At 60.9% G+C, this 19,894-nt stretch carries 18 protein-coding genes; 15 read left to right on the top strand and 3 right to left on the bottom strand.

Features of this window, described 5'->3' with window-relative positions; genetic code table 11:
* The 6 genes from ACZ9DP_RS07460 to ACZ9DP_RS07435 all read left to right on the top strand — a co-directional run bounded on the left by ACZ9DP_RS07460 (position 1) and on the right by ACZ9DP_RS07435 (position 6,052).
* On the top strand, positions 1-843 hold the full coding sequence (locus tag ACZ9DP_RS07460; RefSeq protein WP_074071946.1) for a carbohydrate ABC transporter permease: 843 nt from the start codon (positions 1-3) through the stop codon (positions 841-843).
* Positions 843-1,898 (top strand): ABC transporter ATP-binding protein, encoded by a 1,056-nt coding sequence (locus ACZ9DP_RS07455; protein ID WP_476201028.1) that lies wholly within the window; start codon positions 843-845, stop codon positions 1,896-1,898. The genes ACZ9DP_RS07460 and ACZ9DP_RS07455 overlap by 1 nt, the downstream gene beginning before the upstream one ends.
* A complete protein-coding gene (locus tag ACZ9DP_RS07450) occupies positions 1,898-2,677 on the top strand; it encodes a glycerophosphodiester phosphodiesterase (RefSeq protein WP_074071948.1) in 780 nt (259 codons plus the stop codon). Before ACZ9DP_RS07455 ends, ACZ9DP_RS07450 begins: the two co-directional genes overlap by 1 nt.
* Entirely contained in the window at positions 2,661-3,665 is a 1,005-nt protein-coding gene (locus ACZ9DP_RS07445) for a LacI family DNA-binding transcriptional regulator (RefSeq protein ID WP_476201026.1), read from the top strand. Before ACZ9DP_RS07450 ends, ACZ9DP_RS07445 begins: the two co-directional genes overlap by 17 nt.
* Positions 3,665-4,486, top strand: coding sequence for an inositol monophosphatase family protein (locus tag ACZ9DP_RS07440; RefSeq protein WP_283072478.1), 822 nt, complete (start codon positions 3,665-3,667; stop codon positions 4,484-4,486). The genes ACZ9DP_RS07445 and ACZ9DP_RS07440 overlap by 1 nt, the downstream gene beginning before the upstream one ends.
* A gap of 78 nt (positions 4,487-4,564) precedes the next feature.
* On the top strand, positions 4,565-6,052 hold the full coding sequence (locus ACZ9DP_RS07435; RefSeq protein ID WP_476201025.1) for a sulfatase: 1,488 nt from the start codon (positions 4,565-4,567) through the stop codon (positions 6,050-6,052).
* Between the two features lie 61 nt (positions 6,053-6,113).
* Here ACZ9DP_RS07435 and ACZ9DP_RS07430 read toward each other — a convergent pair whose 3' ends face one another.
* Positions 6,114-7,031: a LysR family transcriptional regulator gene (locus tag ACZ9DP_RS07430; protein ID WP_476201023.1), complete on the bottom strand. Its 918-nt coding sequence runs from the start codon at positions 7,029-7,031 to the stop codon at positions 6,114-6,116.
* Positions 7,032-7,154: 123 nt separating this feature from the next.
* On the opposite strand from ACZ9DP_RS07430, the gene ACZ9DP_RS07425 reads away from it, so the two are divergent.
* The 3 genes from ACZ9DP_RS07425 to ACZ9DP_RS07415 all read left to right on the top strand — a co-directional run bounded on the left by ACZ9DP_RS07425 (position 7,155) and on the right by ACZ9DP_RS07415 (position 10,695).
* Positions 7,155-7,766 (top strand): glutathione S-transferase family protein, encoded by a 612-nt coding sequence (locus ACZ9DP_RS07425; protein ID WP_194731115.1) that lies wholly within the window; start codon positions 7,155-7,157, stop codon positions 7,764-7,766.
* An 11-nt stretch (positions 7,767-7,777) separates the two neighbouring features.
* Entirely contained in the window at positions 7,778-8,725 is a 948-nt protein-coding gene (locus ACZ9DP_RS07420; protein ID WP_476201021.1) for a flavin-nucleotide-binding protein, read from the top strand.
* Positions 8,726-8,931: 206 nt separating this feature from the next.
* Positions 8,932-10,695 carry an adenylate/guanylate cyclase domain-containing protein gene (locus ACZ9DP_RS07415; protein WP_476201020.1) on the top strand — a complete coding sequence of 588 codons (1,764 nt, stop codon included), beginning with the start codon at positions 8,932-8,934 and terminating at the stop codon, positions 10,693-10,695.
* Positions 10,696-10,716: 21 nt separating this feature from the next.
* Here the strand turns inward: ACZ9DP_RS07415 and ACZ9DP_RS07410 are convergent, their stop codons facing one another.
* On the bottom strand, positions 10,717-11,619 hold the full coding sequence (locus ACZ9DP_RS07410; protein WP_074071958.1) for a DMT family transporter: 903 nt from the start codon (positions 11,617-11,619) through the stop codon (positions 10,717-10,719).
* Between the two features lie 264 nt (positions 11,620-11,883).
* Here ACZ9DP_RS07410 and ACZ9DP_RS07405 point away from each other — a divergent pair, with 264 nt between their 5' ends.
* Together ACZ9DP_RS07405 and ACZ9DP_RS07400 are read left to right on the top strand one after the other, a co-directional pair.
* The gene (locus ACZ9DP_RS07405; RefSeq protein ID WP_476202225.1) at positions 11,884-12,561 is read left to right on the top strand and encodes a helix-turn-helix domain-containing protein; all 678 of its coding nucleotides are present in this window, start codon (positions 11,884-11,886) and stop codon (positions 12,559-12,561) included.
* A gap of 474 nt (positions 12,562-13,035) precedes the next feature.
* Positions 13,036-14,298 (top strand): glycerate kinase type-2 family protein, encoded by a 1,263-nt coding sequence (locus ACZ9DP_RS07400; protein ID WP_476201019.1) that lies wholly within the window; start codon positions 13,036-13,038, stop codon positions 14,296-14,298.
* A 22-nt stretch (positions 14,299-14,320) separates the two neighbouring features.
* Here ACZ9DP_RS07400 and ACZ9DP_RS07395 read toward each other — a convergent pair whose 3' ends face one another.
* Complete coding sequence (locus ACZ9DP_RS07395; protein WP_476201017.1) at positions 14,321-15,334, bottom strand: AraC family transcriptional regulator; 1,014 nt, start codon at positions 15,332-15,334, stop codon at positions 14,321-14,323.
* 144 nt (positions 15,335-15,478) lie between these two features.
* On the opposite strand from ACZ9DP_RS07395, the gene ACZ9DP_RS07390 reads away from it, so the two are divergent.
* The 4 genes from ACZ9DP_RS07390 to ACZ9DP_RS07375 all read left to right on the top strand — a co-directional run bounded on the left by ACZ9DP_RS07390 (position 15,479) and on the right by ACZ9DP_RS07375 (position 19,893).
* On the top strand, positions 15,479-16,246 hold the full coding sequence (locus ACZ9DP_RS07390) for a 3-hydroxyacyl-CoA dehydrogenase (RefSeq protein WP_194731108.1): 768 nt from the start codon (positions 15,479-15,481) through the stop codon (positions 16,244-16,246).
* Positions 16,247-16,267: 21 nt separating this feature from the next.
* A complete protein-coding gene (locus tag ACZ9DP_RS07385; RefSeq protein WP_476201016.1) occupies positions 16,268-17,455 on the top strand; it encodes an acetyl-CoA C-acyltransferase in 1,188 nt (395 codons plus the stop codon).
* A gap of 13 nt (positions 17,456-17,468) precedes the next feature.
* On the top strand, positions 17,469-18,596 hold the full coding sequence (locus tag ACZ9DP_RS07380) for an acyl-CoA dehydrogenase family protein (protein ID WP_476201014.1): 1,128 nt from the start codon (positions 17,469-17,471) through the stop codon (positions 18,594-18,596).
* Between the two features lie 64 nt (positions 18,597-18,660).
* Complete coding sequence (locus ACZ9DP_RS07375; protein ID WP_074071966.1) at positions 18,661-19,893, top strand: 3-methyl-2-oxobutanoate dehydrogenase (2-methylpropanoyl-transferring) subunit alpha; 1,233 nt, start codon at positions 18,661-18,663, stop codon at positions 19,891-19,893.
* Position 19,894 lies beyond the last annotated feature (1 nt).

Genomic DNA, 19,894 nt, shown 5'->3' with positions numbered 1-19,894 from the left:
ATGGCGGAGAAATCGCAGCCCTCGGCGAACTACCGCACCTGGCCGGTCGTTCTGGCGCTCGCCATCGTCAGCCTGCCGCTGGTGCTGATGTATGCCTATCTCTTCATCGATACGATCACCGACAAGCAACCGGCGGCGCTGATGCCGGATACGCTTACCCTGCGGCACTGGACATTCCTTTGGCAGACGCCGCCTGGAAGGCCGAACATCTGGCTGGTGACGCTGAACACGCTGATCTTCACGGCGAGTACGACGGCCGTCGTACTCCTTGTCTCTTCCATGGCGGGCTATGTGCTGTCGCGGTTGAACGTGCCTGCCCGCGGCTTCTTCCTTGCCGGCGTCATGGTGCTGCACGCCTTCCCGTCGGTCACACTCATCATCGCGATCTTCATCGTACTGCAGATGGTCGGCCTCTATAATTCACTGATCGGCGTCATCCTTGTGAAGGCCGCGATCGACCTGCCACTCGGCATATGGCTGATGAAAGGCTTCTACGACAGCGTGCCCTGGGAGATAGAAATGGCCGGTGTCGTCGACGGCGCCTCGCGCTTCCGGGTCTGGCGCAGTCTCGTGCTGCCGCAGGTGCGTCCGGCGATCATGGCGCTGGCGCTCTTCTCCTTCCTTTCGGGCTGGGGAGAATTCATCCTGCCGCAGGTATTGGCCCCAGGCGGTCAGGTACAGGTGCTCTCGGTCTACCTTTCGGGGCTGATCGCCGATGACAACAATTTCGACTTCGGCACCTTCAAGGCGGTAGGCGTGTTCTACGTGATCCCGGTGCTGCTGCTTTACGGATTCTTCCACAAATATCTCATGAATATCTATGGCGGCGGGAGCAAAGGCTGATGCGTATCCTCCTCGACAATTTCTCGAAGAGCTTCGGCGCCACCAAGGTCATCGAGAACATGAACCTGGAAGTGGCTCACGGCGAGATGCTAGCCCTGCTCGGTCCGTCAGGCTGCGGCAAGTCGACGACGCTCTTTGCCATCTGCGGCATCCATCGCCCGACCGGGGGCCGCATCCTCTTCGGCGACCGCGATGTTACCGACCTTCCGAGCCAGGTGCGCAATGTCGGCGTCGTGTTTCAGTCCTACGCGCTCTATCCGCACATGACGGTTGCCGAAAACATCGGCTTTCCGCTGAGGGTCAAGGCAATGCCCTCAGCCGACATCCGCAAGGAGGTCGACCGCATCGCCGCTCTGGTGCAGATCGGCAACCTGATGGGCCGCCGCCCCTCTGAGCTTTCCGGCGGGCAGCAGCAGCGCGTGGCGCTCGCCCGCGCGCTGATCCGCAAACCGGACGTCCTGCTTCTCGACGAGCCGCTCGCCAATCTCGACGCAAAGCTCCGGCTGGAGATGCGCTCGGAAATCCGTCGCATCCAGCGCGAGACGGGCATCACCGCGATCCTGGTCACCCACGACCAGGTGGAAGCCATGAGCATGTGCGACCGCATCGCCATCATGAAGGAAGGTGAGATCATACAGATTGCAACACCGGCAGAGATGTATAACGACCCGCGCACCGCCTTCGTTGCCGGCTTCCTGGGAAACCCGCCGATCACCTTCCTGCACGGCGTGGCGGCAAAGGGTGTCTTCTCCATTCCAGGCAGCGAGATCAAAGTTCCACTCCCCGCTTGCGTGGACGCCTCGGATGGCGCCACGCTGATACTCGGCGTGCGGCCGGAGCACTACAATCCAACCGGCGACGTGCCGGTCACAGGCGTCGTGAACTTCGCCGAAACGCAGGGCCGTGAAAATCTTTATGACGTGCGGCTTGCCGGGGGACCACTGCTGCGCTCCGTCCAGCCGGTCCGCCACGACATCAAGATCGGCGACGAGGTCACCTGGGCAATCGACAGCCGCAACGTGCTCATTTTCGACGAAGACGGACGGAGGCTCTGATGCAACGCGATTTCTCAGCCTTCTTCGAGCGCTATGGCTGGCCCGCCGGCAAGGGCCGGCTGCCTCTCTGCATCGGCCATCGTGGCGCAAGCGGGCATGCCCGCGAAAATACGCTCGCCGCCTTCCGTCTGGCGGCGGACCTCGGGGCAGAAATGTGGGAGCTCGACACGCAGTTGACCAAGGACGGCGTAGTCGTCGTTTCCCATGACGACCATCTCGAGCGCGTCTTCGGCGTGGACAAGCGTATTTCGGAGATGATCGCAACCGAGCTTGCCGCGCTGGACGGCGTCGACGTCCCGACCTTCGAGGCGGTCGCCGCCCTTGGCCGCGAGACCGGAACCGGGCTCTATATTGAGCTGAAAGCACCGGGAAGCGGCCTCCCTTGCTGGCAGCAACTGCTCGAAAAGGGTCAGCGCTTCGCCTGCCTCGGCTCCTTCGACATCGCACAGGTCCGCGAGCTTCGCGAGGCCGGTTGCGACTATCCGCTGTCTGTGCTTGTTCGCGTCGGCGATAATCCGCACGTGATCGGCGACGAGGCGGATGCCGATATCTTGCATCTTTGCTGGGAGCGCGCCGGCGAGCGGCCGCAGGATCTGGTCACCCCGGCACTGATGGAGCGCGCCTTCGCAACAGGCCGCGAGATCGTTTTGTGGCATGAGGAAAGACGGCCGATCCTCGATGAGATCATGAAGCTGCCGGTGCTGGGTATCTGCACGGATCTGCCGGATATGATGCGCACCGTGCCGGGTGGGGAAAGAACGTTTGGCAGACAAGGATAAAGGACCGCGCAGAGTAACGTCCTTCGACGTGGCGCGTGTTGCGGGCGTCTCGCGCGCGGCCGTATCGCGCGCATTCACGCCGGATGCGAGCGTTTCGGCGAAGACCCGCGAAAAGGTCTATCAAGCGGCCAAGGAGCTCGGCTACCGCGTCAACTACCTCGCGCGGAGCCTGACGAACAAGCGCTCCGATCTCGTCGGCGTCGTCGCCGCCGGGCTCGACAACCCATTCCGCACGCTTCAGATCGAGCATCTGGCGCGCACGCTCATTTTCCGCAATTTCCGTCCGATTCTGTTGCCGACCTCCAAGGAGGCGGATACCTCGACCGTCATCGGCCAGCTTCTGCATTATGCCGTCTCCGGCGTAATCGTGACGTCGGACGCGCCGCCGACGGAAATCTGCGAGCAGTGCGCCGCCGAGGGCGTGCCGATCGTGCTGATCAACAAGGGCGACGAGATTCCCTTTGTCGACCGCATCATTTCCGATGACCACACCGCCGGAAATCTGGCCGCCGATCACCTGGTCGATAAAGGCGCCAGGCGTCTCGCCGCAATTGCCGCGTCCTCCGTCTCCTACACGGCACGCCGCCGCAGCGAGGCCTTCCTTGCCCGCTGCCGCCAGCGCGGCCTCGAGGCGCAGCTCTTCACCGTCGCCCTAAACGACTATCGAAGCGGCTACGACGCGGCATCCGGGCTCATCTCCTTGGGAATCGACGGCGCCTTCTGCGCCAACGACTACATGGCCTGCGGCGTGATCGACCGTCTGATGTCGGGCCGCAGCCGCCAAGACGTACCCGCCATGCGCGTGATCGGCCATGACGATATTCCCCAGGCAAGCTGGTCTGCCTATGAGCTCACAACCATCCGCCAGCCGTGCGACCTTCAGGCCGACCAGGCGATCGGCCTGCTGATGAGCCGGATGGCTAAGCCGGATATGACGGCGCGCGTAGAATTCACGCCCGTTTCGTTGATCAAGAGAAGGACTGCCTGATGAGTTCCGCATTCGATCTCTCCGCCCTTGAGGCCCGCGCTGCGGCTGCGATAGAGATCGCACGTCATGTCGGCCGCGAGGCGGCCCGCTTCCGCGCGGAAATGGGTTCGGGATTGAAGGTCGAAAACAAGGGCCTGCAGGATTTCGTGACCGTCGCCGACCGCAATGCCGAGCGGGCCATTCGCGACGGGCTGCTTGGGCTGTTCCCGCAAGACACCTTTGTGGGTGAGGAAACCGGCGGCGGAGCCGGCCGCGCTGGAACCTGGGTGGTCGATCCGATCGACGGTACAACGAACTACATTAGAGGCTTCCGCCACTGGGGCGTATCGATCGCATTTTGCGCCGAAGGCCGCCTGGAGATCGGCGTCGTTTACGATGCCGCCAAGGATTCTGTCGTCTCGGCAATCCGTGGCAGCGGCGCGTTTCGCGAGGGGACACCCATTCGTGCTGCAGCGACGAGCGATCCGGCCAATGCCATCTGCATCCTCGGCCATTCGCGCAAAACGAGCTTCGACGAGCACCTTGCCATCTCCCGGCGCCTACATGAGCGCGGCATGGACTACCGCCGCATGGGCGCGGCCGCGATCGACCTCCTACGTGTCGCCGAGGGTGCGGCCGATCTCTATTACGAGCGGCATCTGAACGCATGGGATATGCTCGCAGGCGCACTGATCGCTTGCGAAGCGGGCGCGAAAGTCGCCATGCCCGCGTTACCGGCTCTTCTGTTCGAAGGCGGCCCGGTCGTCGCCTATTCGCCGGGGCTTGCCCGGGAATTCGAATTCATCATGGAGATCGAGGGTTTGGCGCCGATGACGGACTAACCAGACTGCCATGCGCAACGCCCAGGCGGGGCGGGCTGCGCTTGTCGTCACGAGCAACCGCGTAAGAGGAGATTGCCAATGAAAACCGTCTTTGTTCTCTTCGATTCCCTCAATCGCCACATGCTCGGCTGCTACGGCGGATCTCGAATACCAACGCCGAACTTTGACCGCCTTGCCGGGCGCTCGATGGTCTATGACAAGCATTATGTGGGCTCGCTGCCCTGCATGCCGGCACGACGGGATCTCCTGACAGGACGTCTGACTTTTCTGCATCGCAGTTGGGGGCCCCTCGAACCATTTGACAATGCCTTTCCAGAGCTTCTCAAGCAGAAGGGCGTGCATAGCCACCTGATCACCGATCACTACCATTATTGGGAAGACGGCGGCGCGACCTATCACAATCGGTATTCAACCTTCGAGTTCGTGCGAGGTCAGGAGTCGGATCCGTGGAAGGCAATGGTGCAGCCTCATTGGGAGCGTCTTCGGGAAAAATATCACCAAGCACAGACCGGCAGCGGCCCGATCAGCAAGTACGGGCCATACATGATCAATCGAGAATTCATCAGGCAAGAAAAGGACTTTCCCTCTGTACAGTGCTTTGCGCATGGTTTGGAGTTTCTCGATCTCAATCGCGAGGCTGATGACTGGCTACTGCAGATCGAAACATTCGATCCGCACGAACCCTTCTTCGCGCCGGAGCGCTTCAAGGAACCTTTCAAAACCGGATGGAACGGGCCTATCCGTGATTGGCCCCGCTATGGACGGGTTGAGGAACTGCCGGAAGAAGCTGATGAACTCAGAGCGAACTATTACGCGATCGTGTCGCTATGCGATTTTCTGCTCGGCCAGCTGCTCGATTGCTTCGATACGCACGATATGTGGAAAGACACCGCGCTCATCGTGACAACCGATCACGGGTTCCTTCTCGGGGAACACGATTTTTGGGCCAAGAACCGTATGAACATGTACGAGGAGATCGTACACATCCCCTTGTTCATCCATGATCCGCGCTGGCCTGCTGCGGGAAGGATTGACCGGCTGACCCAGTCCATCGACGTGGGGCCGACATTTCTCGATATATTCGGAGTAGATGCCCCGCCTGAGACAGAAGGGCAGTCGCTTCTGAAGCCGAATTCCAAGGATGCAGTTATCTTTGGCTATTTCGGCGGCGCAGTCAACGTAACCGATGGCCGCTATACCTACCACAGGTTTCCAGCCGATCTCCTGAAGCAGGATATCTATCAGTATACGGTTATGCCTACGCACATAACGCGGCCATTCACGCCGGAAGAGCTATCAGGAGCGACGCTGGCCAAGCCGTTTTCGTGGACCAAGGATGTTCCTCTGCTGCGGGTGCCGGTGACCGAAAGATCGCCGATGTTCGACAATTATGGACCTGGAGCATTGCTTGAGAAACAAACGCGTCTCTATGATCTGGCGACCGATCCCGGGCAGGAGACGCCCCTTCAGGATCCCGCTCGGGAACGGCGGATGCTTGAGTTGATGAAGGCCCTCATGCGATCAAACGATGCGCCTGCGGAAGCCTTCAAGCGCCTCGAACTATAAGTGACGTCATCGCCCGGACGTCGCCGGTGAGTATCGCGCGTCGTGCTTTTTTCGCTGGCGTTCATCTGCTTTTCGAAAGCTCTGCATTCACGCCCGCGCGGCGCCGCAAGCGTTCTGCCGCGAAATCCACGAAGGCACGCACCCGGGCGGAAACCATGCGCCCTTGCGCGTGAACGATGTGAACTGGCACCGGCTCGCGCTCGTACTCTGCAAGCATCACCTTGAGACGGCCGGCCTGTATCTCTGGCGCCACTTGGTAGGACTGGAAGCGGGAAAGCCCCCAGCCCGCCACAGCGGCCGCGATCGCTGCGTCATTCGTGTTGCAGATGAGCCTGGCGCTGATGGGCACGCGAATGCTGCTGTCCTTTCCGAACAGCCACTCTGAATGGCCAAAAAGGCCGTCGCGTCCGATAATTCTGTGACCCGCAAGATCCTCCGGCTTTTTTGGCTCGCCCTGACGGGCGAAATAGTCTGGCGAACCGCAAAGTACCTGCCGGATAGACCCGATCCGACGCGCGACGAGGCCGGAGGCGGGAAGTGCTGCGATACGCACGGCAACGTCCAGACCTTCCTCAACCAGGTTGGTGACGCGATCGACGAATACGGTTTTGACCTGCATGGCAGGATAAAGATCGAGAAAATCGAGTATCACGGGAAGCACGTGGATGCGCCCGAAAAGCGCAGGCGCCGTCACGGTAAGCAATCCCGCCGGATGCGTGAAGCTGCCCGCCGCATTGGCCTCCGCCTCGGCAATTTCCGCGAGTATCCGTCGACAGTCGGTCATATAGCCTTCGCCAGCTGCCGTCAGCTTTAGCGAACGGGTCGTGCGGACGAGGAGTCGCGTACCGATCAAGCTTTCCAGTTTGGATACCGCTCGCGTTACCGATGGAGGGCTCATATGCAGGACTTTAGCCGCTGGCGCGAAACCGCCGCTGTCCACCACCTGTACGAATACCCGCATCGCCTGCCACCGGTCCATCAACCTCTCCTTGGCCGAGTCTATTATTTCAACTCGTGAAATGGTTTAGTGCCTTCTTTCACTCTTACCATCATTGATCTTAATAATCATCATGCAGCCGACCTTATGACTCAGGAGGCTGACATGAAGCTCTACTATCATCCGCTGTCGGGCCACGCCCATCGTGCGCGACTCTTTCTCTCCCTGCTTGGCATCGACCACGAGCTTGTGCTCGTCGATCTGGCGAAACTGGAGCACAAGCAGGCTGAATTCCTCAAGCTGAACCCGTTCGGCCAGGTCCCGGTACTCGACGACCACGGCACCATTATTTGCGATTCCAATGCCATTCTTGTCTATCTTGCGAAGAAGGCAGGACGGAACGACTGGCTTCCCGAGCACCCCAAAGGTGCCGCCGCCGTCCAGCGATGGCTATCAGTGGCGGCCGGTCAGATCGCGCATGGTCCGGCGCAGGCGCGGCTTATCAACGTTTTCAAGGCACCCTATAGCCCGGAAGAAGTCATCCCGCGCGCTCATGCCATACTGGTGCTCATAGAGGCTGAGCTGGAAGGCCGGGACTGGATCGCTGCCGACCGAGCGACGATTGCCGATGTCGCCCTTTACAGCTACGTGGCCCGCGCCCCGGAGGGCGACGTGGATCTCAAGAACTATTCAAACATCCGCGCCTGGCTAAGCCGTGTCGAGGCACTGCCCGGCTTTGTCGACTTCCAGAAGACCCCAGTCGGCCTTGCGGCTTGAGGAGGATCGCTGTGGAAGGCCCGACTTTGTTTGCGTCGCCATGGCATCATGGCGAAATCGCTCTCCAGACGCGGCTCGGCGTCGAAGCGCGAATGGATGAGGTCGGGCGCCGCGTCGTGCGCGATCATCTGATCGACCAGCACAGGGAATTTTATCCGCTGCTACCGATGGTGGTCTTGGGGGCCGTGGACCGAGAAGGCGACGTCTGGGCCACTCTTCGTTCCGGTCGGCCGGGCTTTCTCAATGCGCGGGATTCCCGCAGGCTCTGCGTCGAGCTGGAAAGGGAGTTTGCCGATCCCGCCGAAACCGGCATGGACCACGGCTCCCCTCTCGCCCTTCTTGGCATCGATCTCGGCACGCGCCGCCGCAACCGCTTGAACGGCACATTGCAGAGGCATGCGGGCGGCTTCGATGTTTTGGTCGATCAGAGCTTCGGCAACTGCCCGAAATACATCCAGCTTCGGCAGGTCCGGTTCGTTCGCGATCCGGCGCGACCCTCTTCCGTGCCACCGCGTGAAAGTTCTTGGCTTGACGATGCGGCCCGCGCACTGGTGGAGCAGGCGGATACCTTTTTCGTCGCTACCTATGTAGACGTTTCCGGAGCACGACAGGTCGATGTGTCGCATCGCGGCGGTCGTTCGGGCTTTGTCCATATCGGCGAAGACGGGTGGCTGACGATTCCCGATTACACTGGCAACCGCTTTTTCAACACACTTGGCAATATCATGCTCAATCCGTACGCCGGGCTTGCGTTTTTTGACTTTTCGACCGGCGATCTCCTGCAACTGGCCGGCGAGGCCGAGCTGTTATTCGATCACCCTTGCGTCAAGCCCCTAGAAGGGGCCGAACGCTACTGGCGTTTTCGTCCACGCCGTGTTGTGTGGCGCGCTGACGCACTGCCGATCCGCTACGACTTTGCCGAATGGTCACCATTCGCACTCGCCACCGGCACTTGGTAGCAGTCACCGAGAGGAAGAGCGTCGCACCCGGCAAATTGCCGTCTCATCTTCGGCGGCACCCGCGTATAAAAGCAGAAACTAATTTAGATAGTCGATTTCCTCGACGTGCTGTAGAATCGAATGTCGGGCGCCCAAACTGGGAGATTATCGGACTCTGGGTTAGCGCTCTCGCGAAAAAATGTCATTCTTGTTTGTTGGCAAATGAAATGGAACAGAGATTAGCCGCGATCCTGGCGGCCGACATGGCAGGCTACAGCCGGCTGATGGAGATGGATGAAGCAGGCACGCTCGCCCGCTTGAAAACTCACCGAATCGAACTGATGGACCCCGCGATCGCGAAGAACAAGGGTCACATCATTAAGACCACGGGTGACGGCATGCTTGTCGAATTCCAAAGCGTTTCTGATGCGGTAAAGTGCGCCGTGGAGATCCAGCAGCGTATGAAGCGGCGTAATTCGGACGTGCCGCAAGATCGGCGGATCGAATTCAGGATCGGGATCAACCTCGGCGACATCATTTTTGACGAGCAGGATATTTTTGGTGATGGTGTGAATATTGCTTCTCGGATCGAGCAATTGGCCGACGTCGGCGGCGTCTGCATCACCGCGGCCGTAGCGACACAAATTGTCGACCGGCTCGAAGTCGCCATCGAGGATTTGGGAGAAAAGACGCTCAAGAATATAAGCCGTCCGGTTCATCTCTTTCGTGTGGGGCTCGAAGCGTCCGCCCTGCCCGGTCAATTGGATGACCTGGATGCGAAACGATCCGTTGCGAAACCTTCTATCGTTGTGCTGCCATTCATCAACATGAGCGGCGACCCCGATCAGGAATTTTTCGCCGACGGCCTTACAGAGGACATCATTACCGAACTATCCCGCCGTCACGAGCTGTTCGTCATTTCGCGCAATTCGAGCTTTGTCTATAAAAACCGCGCCGTGAACGTACGCGAAGTCGCGCAAAAGCTTGGGGCTCAGTACTTGGTGGAGGGAAGTGTTCGCAAGATAGGCGACAGGGTGCGTGTGACCGTCCAGCTCATCGATGCAGTCAGCGATGCTCATATTTGGGCGGACAAATACGATCGGAAGCTTGACGACATATTCGCGATACAGGACGAGGTAACGGGCGCGATAGTGGCGACTTTGCCCGGTCGCGTCGAAGCAGCCCAACGCGACCAGCTTGCACGAACAAAACCAGCGAATATGGCCGCATACGAGTGCGCGCTTGCCGCCAAGGTACTGCATCACAAGGGCACTGTGTCGGACAATCAGCAAGCGCAATTGCTTATAGACAGGGCCGTCGCGCTCGACGCAGGTTATGCCCATGCCCATGCGTGGCGGGCGTGCATTCTGGGCCAAGCCTGGGTCAACGGCTGGTGCGAAGACAAGGATGCAGTGTGGGATGAGATCGTTGCCGCGTTGGATCGGGCGCTGGCGCTGGATGACAACGACGCCGACGTCCACCGAATTTTGGCAGCGGTGAACGTGAACAATAATGCCTTGACCACAGCGCGGTATCACCAGGAGCGCGCGCTTTCCCTCAATCCAAATTATGACCTGGTGGTGGTTCAGCAAGGCGAGCTGCTGACGTGGCTCGGGCGGCCCGAAGAGGGGATAGAATGGATCCGTAAAGCAATGCGGCTCAATCCTCATCACCCCGAGCGGTTTTGGAGCCACCTCGGAAAATCACATTTTGCTGCGCATCAGTACGGCGAGGCGATCGAAGCATTTATGCACCTGTCAGTTATGGATCACGTCCAGCACGCCTTCGTCGCTGCATGCTACGGCTGGCTCGGTGATGAAATCGCCGCTACAGGTCATCTGGAGAAAGTAAGAGCGCTTGCCCCGCAATTTGACATACCGTCATTTCTTGCAACGATGCACTACGCTCAGGAATCCGATGTTCAACACCTTCGCGAAGGCCTCGTCAAAGCGGAAAACAAACGCGACGGCACATCACCAAAGGCAGTTTAAATTGCCTGCCAGATCCAACACTCACGTCGGGCTTGCTGGGGCGGCTCGCCGCAGCCTGATGGGCCTGCCGAACATGATGACGTTGCCGCCAAGCGCGAAGATGAGGCCGAGCACGGCTTCGGCGGTCCAGACGTAGCCTTCGAAGAGTGTCGAGACCGTCAAGGCGACGAGCGGAAACAGCACTGTCGCATAGGAAGCGCGCGCCGGACCCCATCGGCCAACGAGCGCCAGATAGGCGAGGAAGCCGACGACGCTTCCCGGGATCGCAAGGTAGAGCAGCGCGCCCGTATAGACCGGCGATGGATCGAAAGTAAGAGGCAGGCCGCGGACAAGTACAATGGCGCCCAGCGCCGCCACGCCGCAGACCATCGCATAGGCCGTCGTCGACGAAAGATCGAGCCCCAGCCTTTGATGGCGAGCTGAGAGGAAATTGCCGAGCGAGAAGCAATAGGTGCCGGCAAGTGCCAGCAAAAGGCCAAGTCCGCCCTGAGGCGTGGTGTCGAGCGCGCGCATCTCATCTGCAAAAAGAAGCATCAGGCCGACGAGGCCAACGGCGCCTGCCAACATCACACGGGCGCTCGGGCGATTTCCTTGAAGGAGCCAGCCGTTCGCCGCGTTAAATAGAGTTGCCATTGCAAAAACGACCGAGACGATGCCGCTCGGCAGCATGCCGGCGGCATAATAGAAGCAGAGGAAATTGCAACAGAACAGGCAAAGGCCCTGAGCGCCGACTGTCAGCCAATGATTCAATGGCGGTGGCGGCAGGCGCCGGCGCAGCGCCAGCAATCCAAGCAGCAGAATGGCTGCGAGCGCGAAACGGTAGAGGATCGAAACCTCCGCGGGCACGATGCCGACCTGCAGCTTGATCGCAAACCACGTGGTGCCCCATATAAGGACGGTGAGAACGAAGAGAAGCGGCGCCATTAGCTGTCTTTCCTGTCGGAGGCATCGAACGGCGCCTTCTATGGCGCTGCACCACCCGCCGCTATCATAGACTTGCGCGACTATCGAAATCTTGCGGTCTTCGGCAGCACCCAGTTGCAGGAGATACCGCCGCGGCCTTATGAGAAAGCATGACGGCGGCCTGACGATTGCGCAATGGCGAAACTTCGCCAATAGCCGCGCCTTGCCTATCGCGATCCCGGGCACCACACCGTTAGCCTTTATCTCGATGGTACCGTGCGCCGCATGGACAGCGGTCAGACGGGGATAGGCTCGTCGGGAGCGCTCTGTCTGCTGCCGGCAGATGGTGACAGCGCCTGGCATGTACTCCGAGACGTCTATTTCTGTCACATCTACATCTCTCAGGGCCGGTTTCAGAGGCTGGCCGGCGAGGTTTTCGATCGCGACAGCCGGACGTTGACGCTTCCCGACCTGAGTTTCTTTTCCGACGGCTTCATTGCGGACATCATCAACCGGGCGATCCTGCCCAACGACTGGTCGGAAAGCGCCAATCGCCTTTTACTTGCCCAGGCGGCTGATCTCATCTTGCTCGAAGTGCTGCGCAAGAACGGTCCAGTCCGGTCCAGCAGCCTTGTCCTCCAGGGCGGGCTTTCACCCCACGTTTTGAAACGCATTATACAATTGATCGATGCCGATCTCGCCGGCGACCTCAGCCTCGACCGGCTTGCCGCGGAGGCAGGCCTCAGCTCCTATCATTTCGCCCGTATGTTCAAACTGACCACGGGCCAGACGCCGCACCGTTTCGTGCATGAGCGGCGGCTTGCGGTGGCTTATGAGTTCATACGCGCTGGCAAAGCCAGCATCACGGAAATCGCAGCCGCCTGCGGATTCTCGACACCGGCGCATTTCGCCGCAAGCTTCAAGGCGAAATTCGGCACGAGCCCGTCCGCTATCCGCGTCTGACGGCACGCAAGAACGTGCCCAACGCGTTCACCGGATGAAGCACTTGCCACCGGTTATCGGTAGCCTCCGGAATCGGCCCGACGGCGGCGGAAGAGAGCGGGAGTCGAACCCACAAAAGACCGTCTTTCGGACCCTCGGCCCACGGATCCCCAGACCTCGGGACTGCTTGCGTCATGCATGGCTCAGACGAAAGAATTTGCTCGGAAAAATCGTTGCGATGGGTTATTCCGCAGCAATAATCATCGGTTAAGTGGCGGACGGCGAGGCCGTATTGCGCGTCGCTGCTTAGTCCTCCTCTGCCATACGGTGGACGCGGCGGTCAGTCTCGCGTGCCGCTTGGCCCCCGTCGATGGCGCGAATACACAAAACTGGCCAAACGTGCCTTGCCTAAGCTGTTAATCTCTTGGAAGCTGCAGCTTGAGGAGATGCCGGTGCGTTAACGCGTCCGGCAATGCAGATTCGAAAGATTTACTTGTGGTTGTTTCATCCCCCCGCACCTTTTTGACATCCCTGTTTCACGCAGCTGTCGGGGCCGCCGATCCCCTGTCGGGTATCAAGGCGCATCTGCCTGCGAAGCCAAAAGGCCGAACGGTGGTGATCGGGGCGGGCAAGGGAGCAGCGCAAATGGCTCGCGCGCTTGAAAGCGTCTGGGACGCGGCGCTCGATGGCGTGGTCGTGACGCGCTACGGCTACGGCTGCGAAACACAGAAGATCGACATCATCGAAGCTGCCCATCCGGTGCCGGATGCCGCTGGTCTTTCCGCATCGAAGCGGTTGGTCGAAGCGCTAAAAGATCTGACGGCGGACGATTTGGTGATTGCACTGATCTGCGGCGGTGGCTCGGCGCTTCTGCCGGCGCCGCCCGAAGGCCTGACGCTTGAAGGTGAGATCGCGCTCAATGAAATGCTGCTGGCTTCCGGAGCGCCGATCTCGGCCATGAACGTCGTGCGCAAGCATCTATCCACCATCAAGGGCGGGCGGCTCGCGGCGGCCACAAAAGCGCGCGTCGTCAGCCTGATCGTCTCGGATATCCCGGGAGACAATCCCGCGCATGTCGCCTCAGGTCCCACCGTTCCCGATCGCTCCACCCGGTATGAGGCTATCGAGATCGTCCGGCAATATGGCCTGCAGCTTGCGAAGGCAGCGCTCGATCACCTGGGCTCCCCGGCTGCAGACGCGCCCTTTCCGGACGATCCGATCTTTGCCGGACACGAACATCACATCATCGCTTCGGCCGGTGTGTCGCTCGAGGCCGCCGCTCAACTGGCGACGTCCAATGGCATCACCCCCGTGATCCTGTCGGATTCGATCGAGGGCGAATCCCGTGACGCTGCACTGGTGCACGCGGCAATCGCCCGTGAGGTTCTTGGCCGCAACCGACCGTTCGAAAAGCCAGTGGTCATTCTCTCGGGCGGAGAGACAACCGTGACACTGCGCGCCAAAGGCGGCAGAGGCGGGCGCAACGGGGAATTTGCGCTTGCCGCCGCACTCGCAATCGATGGACACGACATCCATCTCCTGGCAGCAGACACCGACGGCATCGACGGCTCGCAAGACAACGCCGGCGCATTTGCCGATGGCACCACCGTCAGGCGCCTGCGCGAAGGCGGCCTCGATCCCCGGCGCCTGCTTGATGGCAATGACAGCTATTCGGCCTTCCAGGCTATCGGTGACCTCTTCGAGACTGGCCCGACAGGCACCAACGTCAACGATTTCAGGGCATTCTTGATTCGTTGATGGCGGAGCCAGGCGCCGGCGTCTACATTGTCGGCACCGCTTGCCTGCTGTCCCGGCGGAAAGCATCCGGGCTCGTCGACATCCATTTGCGGAAGGCCCGGAAAAATGCGCTGGGTTCGGAATAGCCGAGTTGTGTGGCGATGTCGCCGATCGTCTTTGGCGTATTGAGCAGCAAGTCGACGGCCATATCTCGGCGGATATCATCTTTGATGCCGGCATAGCTCTGCCCTTCGTCACTCAGGCGATGACGCAGGGTGGAAACCGGCACGCGCATGTCGGCCGCAAGGTCCACGAAATTCGACCATGCAGCCGGCGGCAGCCTGCTCAGCCTCCGGCGGACACTTGAAGCGAGCCCGGCATCGTAGCGATAGCGCACGAGGATGTTCGCCGGTGCGCCACGCAGGAACTGTTTTAGTGCCTGCTCGGTCCGCGAAACCGGCAGGTCCAGCATGGCGCTGTCGAAACCCAGCCGGCTGACGGGTTGAGAGAATCCGACGGGGGCACCGAAGAAGAGCCGGTAATCGGCTCCCTGTTTTGGCTCATCACAGCGGAAATCGACGAGCCGGATGGGGATCCTGCGGCCCACCAGCCAGCACGTGATACCGTGCAAAATGATCCAGTAGGTGCGATAGGCGAAAGCCGAGCGAGGCCCGCCTGCGTCCGCAAGCTCGATCTCAGCCAGGCCGTCGCGGACGACGAGTTCGCCGCGCGGATCCTCCAGGACGACATTGAGGAAGCGCAGTGCCCGGCGTAACGCCTGGCCGAGGCTTCGTGCGTGCAGCACGCAGTGACAGAGCAGTGTGAAGCTTCCGCTGCGCATCGGCCTTCCTCCCATTCCGAAGAATTCGTCATCGAGCTCGGCCGCAATCGCGAGCCACAGTGCACCATAGCGCTCGGCCGATATCGGCTGGTCGACACGCTGAGGCAGTCCGAGCGCAGCAATGAGCGGGGCTGTCGGTTTTCCTATCCGGCGCAGGCTTTCGAGTGCCTCTTCGACGAATCCCGGTGCGATCATGCGCCTTTCGAGTTCAGTCATCCCCTTCCCTCTCCGTGTGGTAAAATTGTCCAAAAATATGAAGCAGTTCTGTCATCGCTTGCAATAGTGGGACGACATAAAGTCCGTGCTATTCTGGCTGGGCGCTACATGAGAGGAGCATCGTAGGGCTGTGGGAGATGATCCATGCTGATTCGTGGAGGAACCTTCATCGTCACAGGCGGCGGGTCCGGTCTCGGCGCAGCAACCGTGCGGATGCTGGTCGAAGACGGGGCGCGCGTCGTCATTGCGGATCTTAATGAAGAGGCAGGTGAGATGGTCGCCGCAGAGCTCGGCGCGCAGGTTTCATACCTGTGTGCCGACGTGACGAGCGAGGAAGATGGTGTGCGCGTTGTCGCCGCTGCGCTCGATACCTTCGGTGGCCTGCGTGGGCTCGTCAACTGCGCCGGCGTTGCCCCGGCCGAAAAGGTCATTGGACGCGATGGGCCGCATCGGCTCGAAAGCTTTTCGCACGCGATCGGCATCAATCTGATCGGCACGTTCAACATGACGCGCCTCGCCGCGTCAGCCATTCAGCAACAGGAGCCGGATGGCGAAGGCGAGCGTGGCGTCATCATCAATACGGCCTCGGTTGCCGCCTTCGACGGCCAGATCGGCCAGGCGGCCTACTCCGCCTCCAAGGGTGGTGTGGCCGCCATGACGCTGCCGATTGCCCGCGAGCTTGCCCGCCACGGTATTCGCGTCCTCTCAATCGCTCCCGGCATCTTCGAAACACCGATGATGGCAGGCATGCCGTCTGAGGTTCGCGAATCACTCGGCAGGAGCGTGCCCTTCCCGCCGCGGCTCGGCCGGCCTGCTGAATTCGCCGCCCTGGTGCGCCATATATGTGAGAACAGCATGCTGAACGGCGAGGTCATTCGCCTCGACGGCGCATTGCGGATGGGCGCGCGTTAGGCGCTACCAGGGAGGAGTAAAATGCCATTGCAGGATCCTGTCGTGATTGTCGGCTCGGCACGCACCCCGATCGGCGGATTTCAGGGCGAGCTCAAGGATGCTACGGCGCCCGCGCTCGGAGCTTGCGCAATACGGGCCGCACTTGAACGCAGCCGCGTCGAGGCCGGGGCCGTTGATGAAGTGGTGTTCGGCTGCGTGCTGCCGGCCGGCCAGGGCCAGGCGCCGGCGAGGCAGGCGGCCATCGGCGCTGGCCTTGCCTTTTCGACCGGCGCCAGCACCATTAACAAGATGTGCGGCTCCGGCATGAAAGCCACGATGATTGCTCATGACCTCATTGCCGCAGGAAGTGCCTCGGTCACCATCGCCGGCGGCATGGAAAGCATGTCGAATGCGCCCTATCTCCTCGATCGGGCACGTAGCGGCTACCGGCTCGGCCACGGGCGCGTTGTCGATCATATGTTCCTCGACGGGCTTGAGGATGCTTATGACAAGGGACGTTTGATGGGCACTTTCGCGGAAGACTGCGCCGAGGCCTATCAATTCACACGCGCCGCACAGGATAGCTATGCGATCGCCTCGCTGACGCGGGCGCAAAAGGCGATCGAGGCCGGCTATTTCGACGAAGAGATCACACCGGTGACCATCAAGACCGGCAAAAGCGCACTGACGGTTGCGCGCGACGAACAGCCGGGCAAGGCAAAACTTGAAAAGATTCCGGCCCTGAAGCCTGCCTTCCGCGACGGCGGAACCGTGACCGCTGCCAATTCAAGCTCGATTTCCGATGGTGCGGCGGCCCTGGTCCTCATGCGCCGCTCGCAGGCCGAACGCCGCGGATTGCAGCCGCTTGCCACGATCACTGCCCAGGCCACCCATTCGCAGGCGCCCAATCTCTTTGCAACGGCGCCGGTCGGTGCTCTTGAGAAGCTTTCCGATCGCGCCGGCTGGTCGTTTGATACAGTCGATCTTTTCGAAATCAACGAGGCTTTCGCCGTCGTCGCCATGGCTGCGATGCGCGATCTCCATCTGCCGCACGACAAGGTCAACGTGCACGGCGGCGCCTGTGCGCTTGGCCATCCGATCGGCGCGTCGGGAGCACGTATCATCGTCACGCTGCTTGCGGCTCTTGAGCGATACGACCTGAAGCGCGGCATGGCCGCACTTTGCATCGGCGGCGGCGAGGCAACTGCAGTCGCCCTCGAACGGCACTAAGGGAGGAACGCAGATGATCCTTTCCGACCTGCAGCAGCAAATTCGCGATCTCGCGCGCGATTTCGCCCGCGAGCGCCTGGCGCCGGGCGCGGCCGCCCGCGACCGCGATCACGCCTTCCCCCGCGAGGAACTGAAGGAGATGGGCGAGCTCGGCCTGCTCGGCATGCTCGTTCCGGAAGCCTTTGGAGGCTCCGACACCGGCACCGTCGCCTATGCTGCCGCGCTCGAAGAGATCGCCGCCGGCGACGGGCCGTGCTCGACCATCATGAGCGTCCATAGCTCGGTTGCCTGCGTGCCGATCCTGAAATTCGGCAATGAAGAACAAAAGCAGCACTTCTTGCCAAGGCTTGCGAGCGGCGAATGGATCGGAGGTTTCGCACTGACCGAGGCTCAGGCGGGCTCCGATGCCTCAAACCTGCGCAGCCGCGCGCGCCGCAACGGCGATCATTATGTGCTCGACGGGGCCAAGCAGTTCATCACCTCGGGCAAGAATGGCCAGATGATCATCGTCTTCGCGGTCACCGATCCCGAAGCCGGCAAGAAGGGTATCACCGCCTTCATCGTGCCGACCGATATACCCGGTTACGAAGTCATCCGTGTCGAAGAAAAGCTTGGCCTCCATTCGACCGATACCTGCCAGATCGCCTTCACCGGCATGCTCATCCCCGCCGAACTCAGGCTCGGCGCGGAAGGGGAAGGATACCGCATCGCGCTGGCCAATCTCGAAGGCGGGCGGATCGGCATTGCCGCGCAGGCGGTTGGCATGGCACGCGCGGCCTATGAGGCGGCGCGCGACTATGCGCGCGAGCGTGTCGCTTTTGGCAAACCGATCATCGAGCACCAGGCCGTCGCCTTCCGTCTCGCCGACATGGCGACGCAGATCGAGGCCGCGCGCCAGCTCGTCCTCCATGCAGCGGCATTGCGCGAAAGCGGCCTGCCTTGTCTTTCTGAAGCGTCGATGGCGAAGCTCTTTGCCTCCGAAATGGCAGAGCGGGTCTGCTCCGACGCGATCCAGATCCATGGCGGCTACGGCTATATGGCCGATTATCCGGTCGAGCGGATCTACCGGGATGTCCGCATCTGTCAGATTTATGAAGGAACGAGCGATGTGCAGCGCATGGTGATTGCGCGCAATCTGTAAACCAAGGATGCGCCGTCCCCTCCTAGAGGAGAGGAGCGGACGGCAAAGGGAGGAATGAGACCATATGGCGGAATTCGCTCAACTGAGCTTGCATGTCCCCGAACCCGCCGTCCGTCCGGGCGGCCAGCCTGATTTTTCCAACGTCAAGATCGCCAAGGCAGGCGCGGTGCCGCGCCCTGAGGTGGATGTCGCGTCTGAGGACATCCGCGAGCTCGCCTATTCGATCATCCGTGTCCTTAATCGCGACGGTGAGGCCGTCGGCCCGTGGTCGGGCATGCTTTCTGACGGCGAACTGCTCACCGGCCTTCGCCACATGATGAAGCTCAGGGCCTTCGACGCCCGCATGCTGATGGCGCAGCGCCAGGGAAAGACATCCTTCTACATGCAGCATCTCGGGGAGGAAGCCGTCAGCTGCGCCTTCCGCAAGGCGTTGCGCAAGGGCGACATGAACTTTCCGACCTATCGCCAGGCGGGACTGTTGATCGCCGACGACTATCCGATGGTCGAGATGATGAACCAGATCTACTCGAATGAGAGCGACCCGCTGCACGGTCGGCAGCTGCCGATCATGTATTCCTCGAAGGACCACGGTTTCTTCACGATCTCCGGAAATCTCGCGACGCAATATGTTCAGGCAGTCGGCTGGGCGATGGCGTCGGCCATCAAGAACGACAGCAAAATCGCCGCCGGCTGGATCGGCGATGGCTCGACAGCCGAATCCGACTTTCACTCCGCGTTGGTTTTCGCCTCCACGTACAAGGCTCCGGTGATCCTCAATATCGTCAACAATCAATGGGCGATCTCGACGTTCCAGGGCATCGCCCGCGGTGGCTCCGGTACTTTCGCTGCCCGCGGTCTCGGCTTCGGCATCCCAGCGCTGCGTGTCGACGGCAACGACTATCTCGCCGTTTATGCCGTTGCCTGCTGGGCAGCCGAGCGCGCCAGACGGAATCTCGGCCCGACGCTGATCGAATATGTGACCTATCGCGTCGGCGCCCATTCGACGTCGGACGATCCGAGCGCTTATCGTCCGAAGACGGAGTCTGAGGCCTGGCCGCTTGGCGATCCGGTCCTTCGCCTGAAAAAGCATCTGATCGTCAGGGGCGTCTGGTCCGAAGAACGTCATCTTCAGGCGGAGGCCGAGATCATCGACGAGGTGATCGAGGCGCAGAGAAAGGCCGAGCAGCACGGCACACTGCATGCCGGGGGCAGGCCTTCCGTGCGCGACATCTTCGAGGGCGTCTATGCCGAGATGCCGCCGCATATTCGCCGCCAGCGGCAGAAAGCGGGATACTGAG

The organism is Rhizobium sp. USDA 4016, from assembly GCF_056279705.1.
This window is presented reverse-complemented; position numbering and strand designations above follow the sequence as displayed.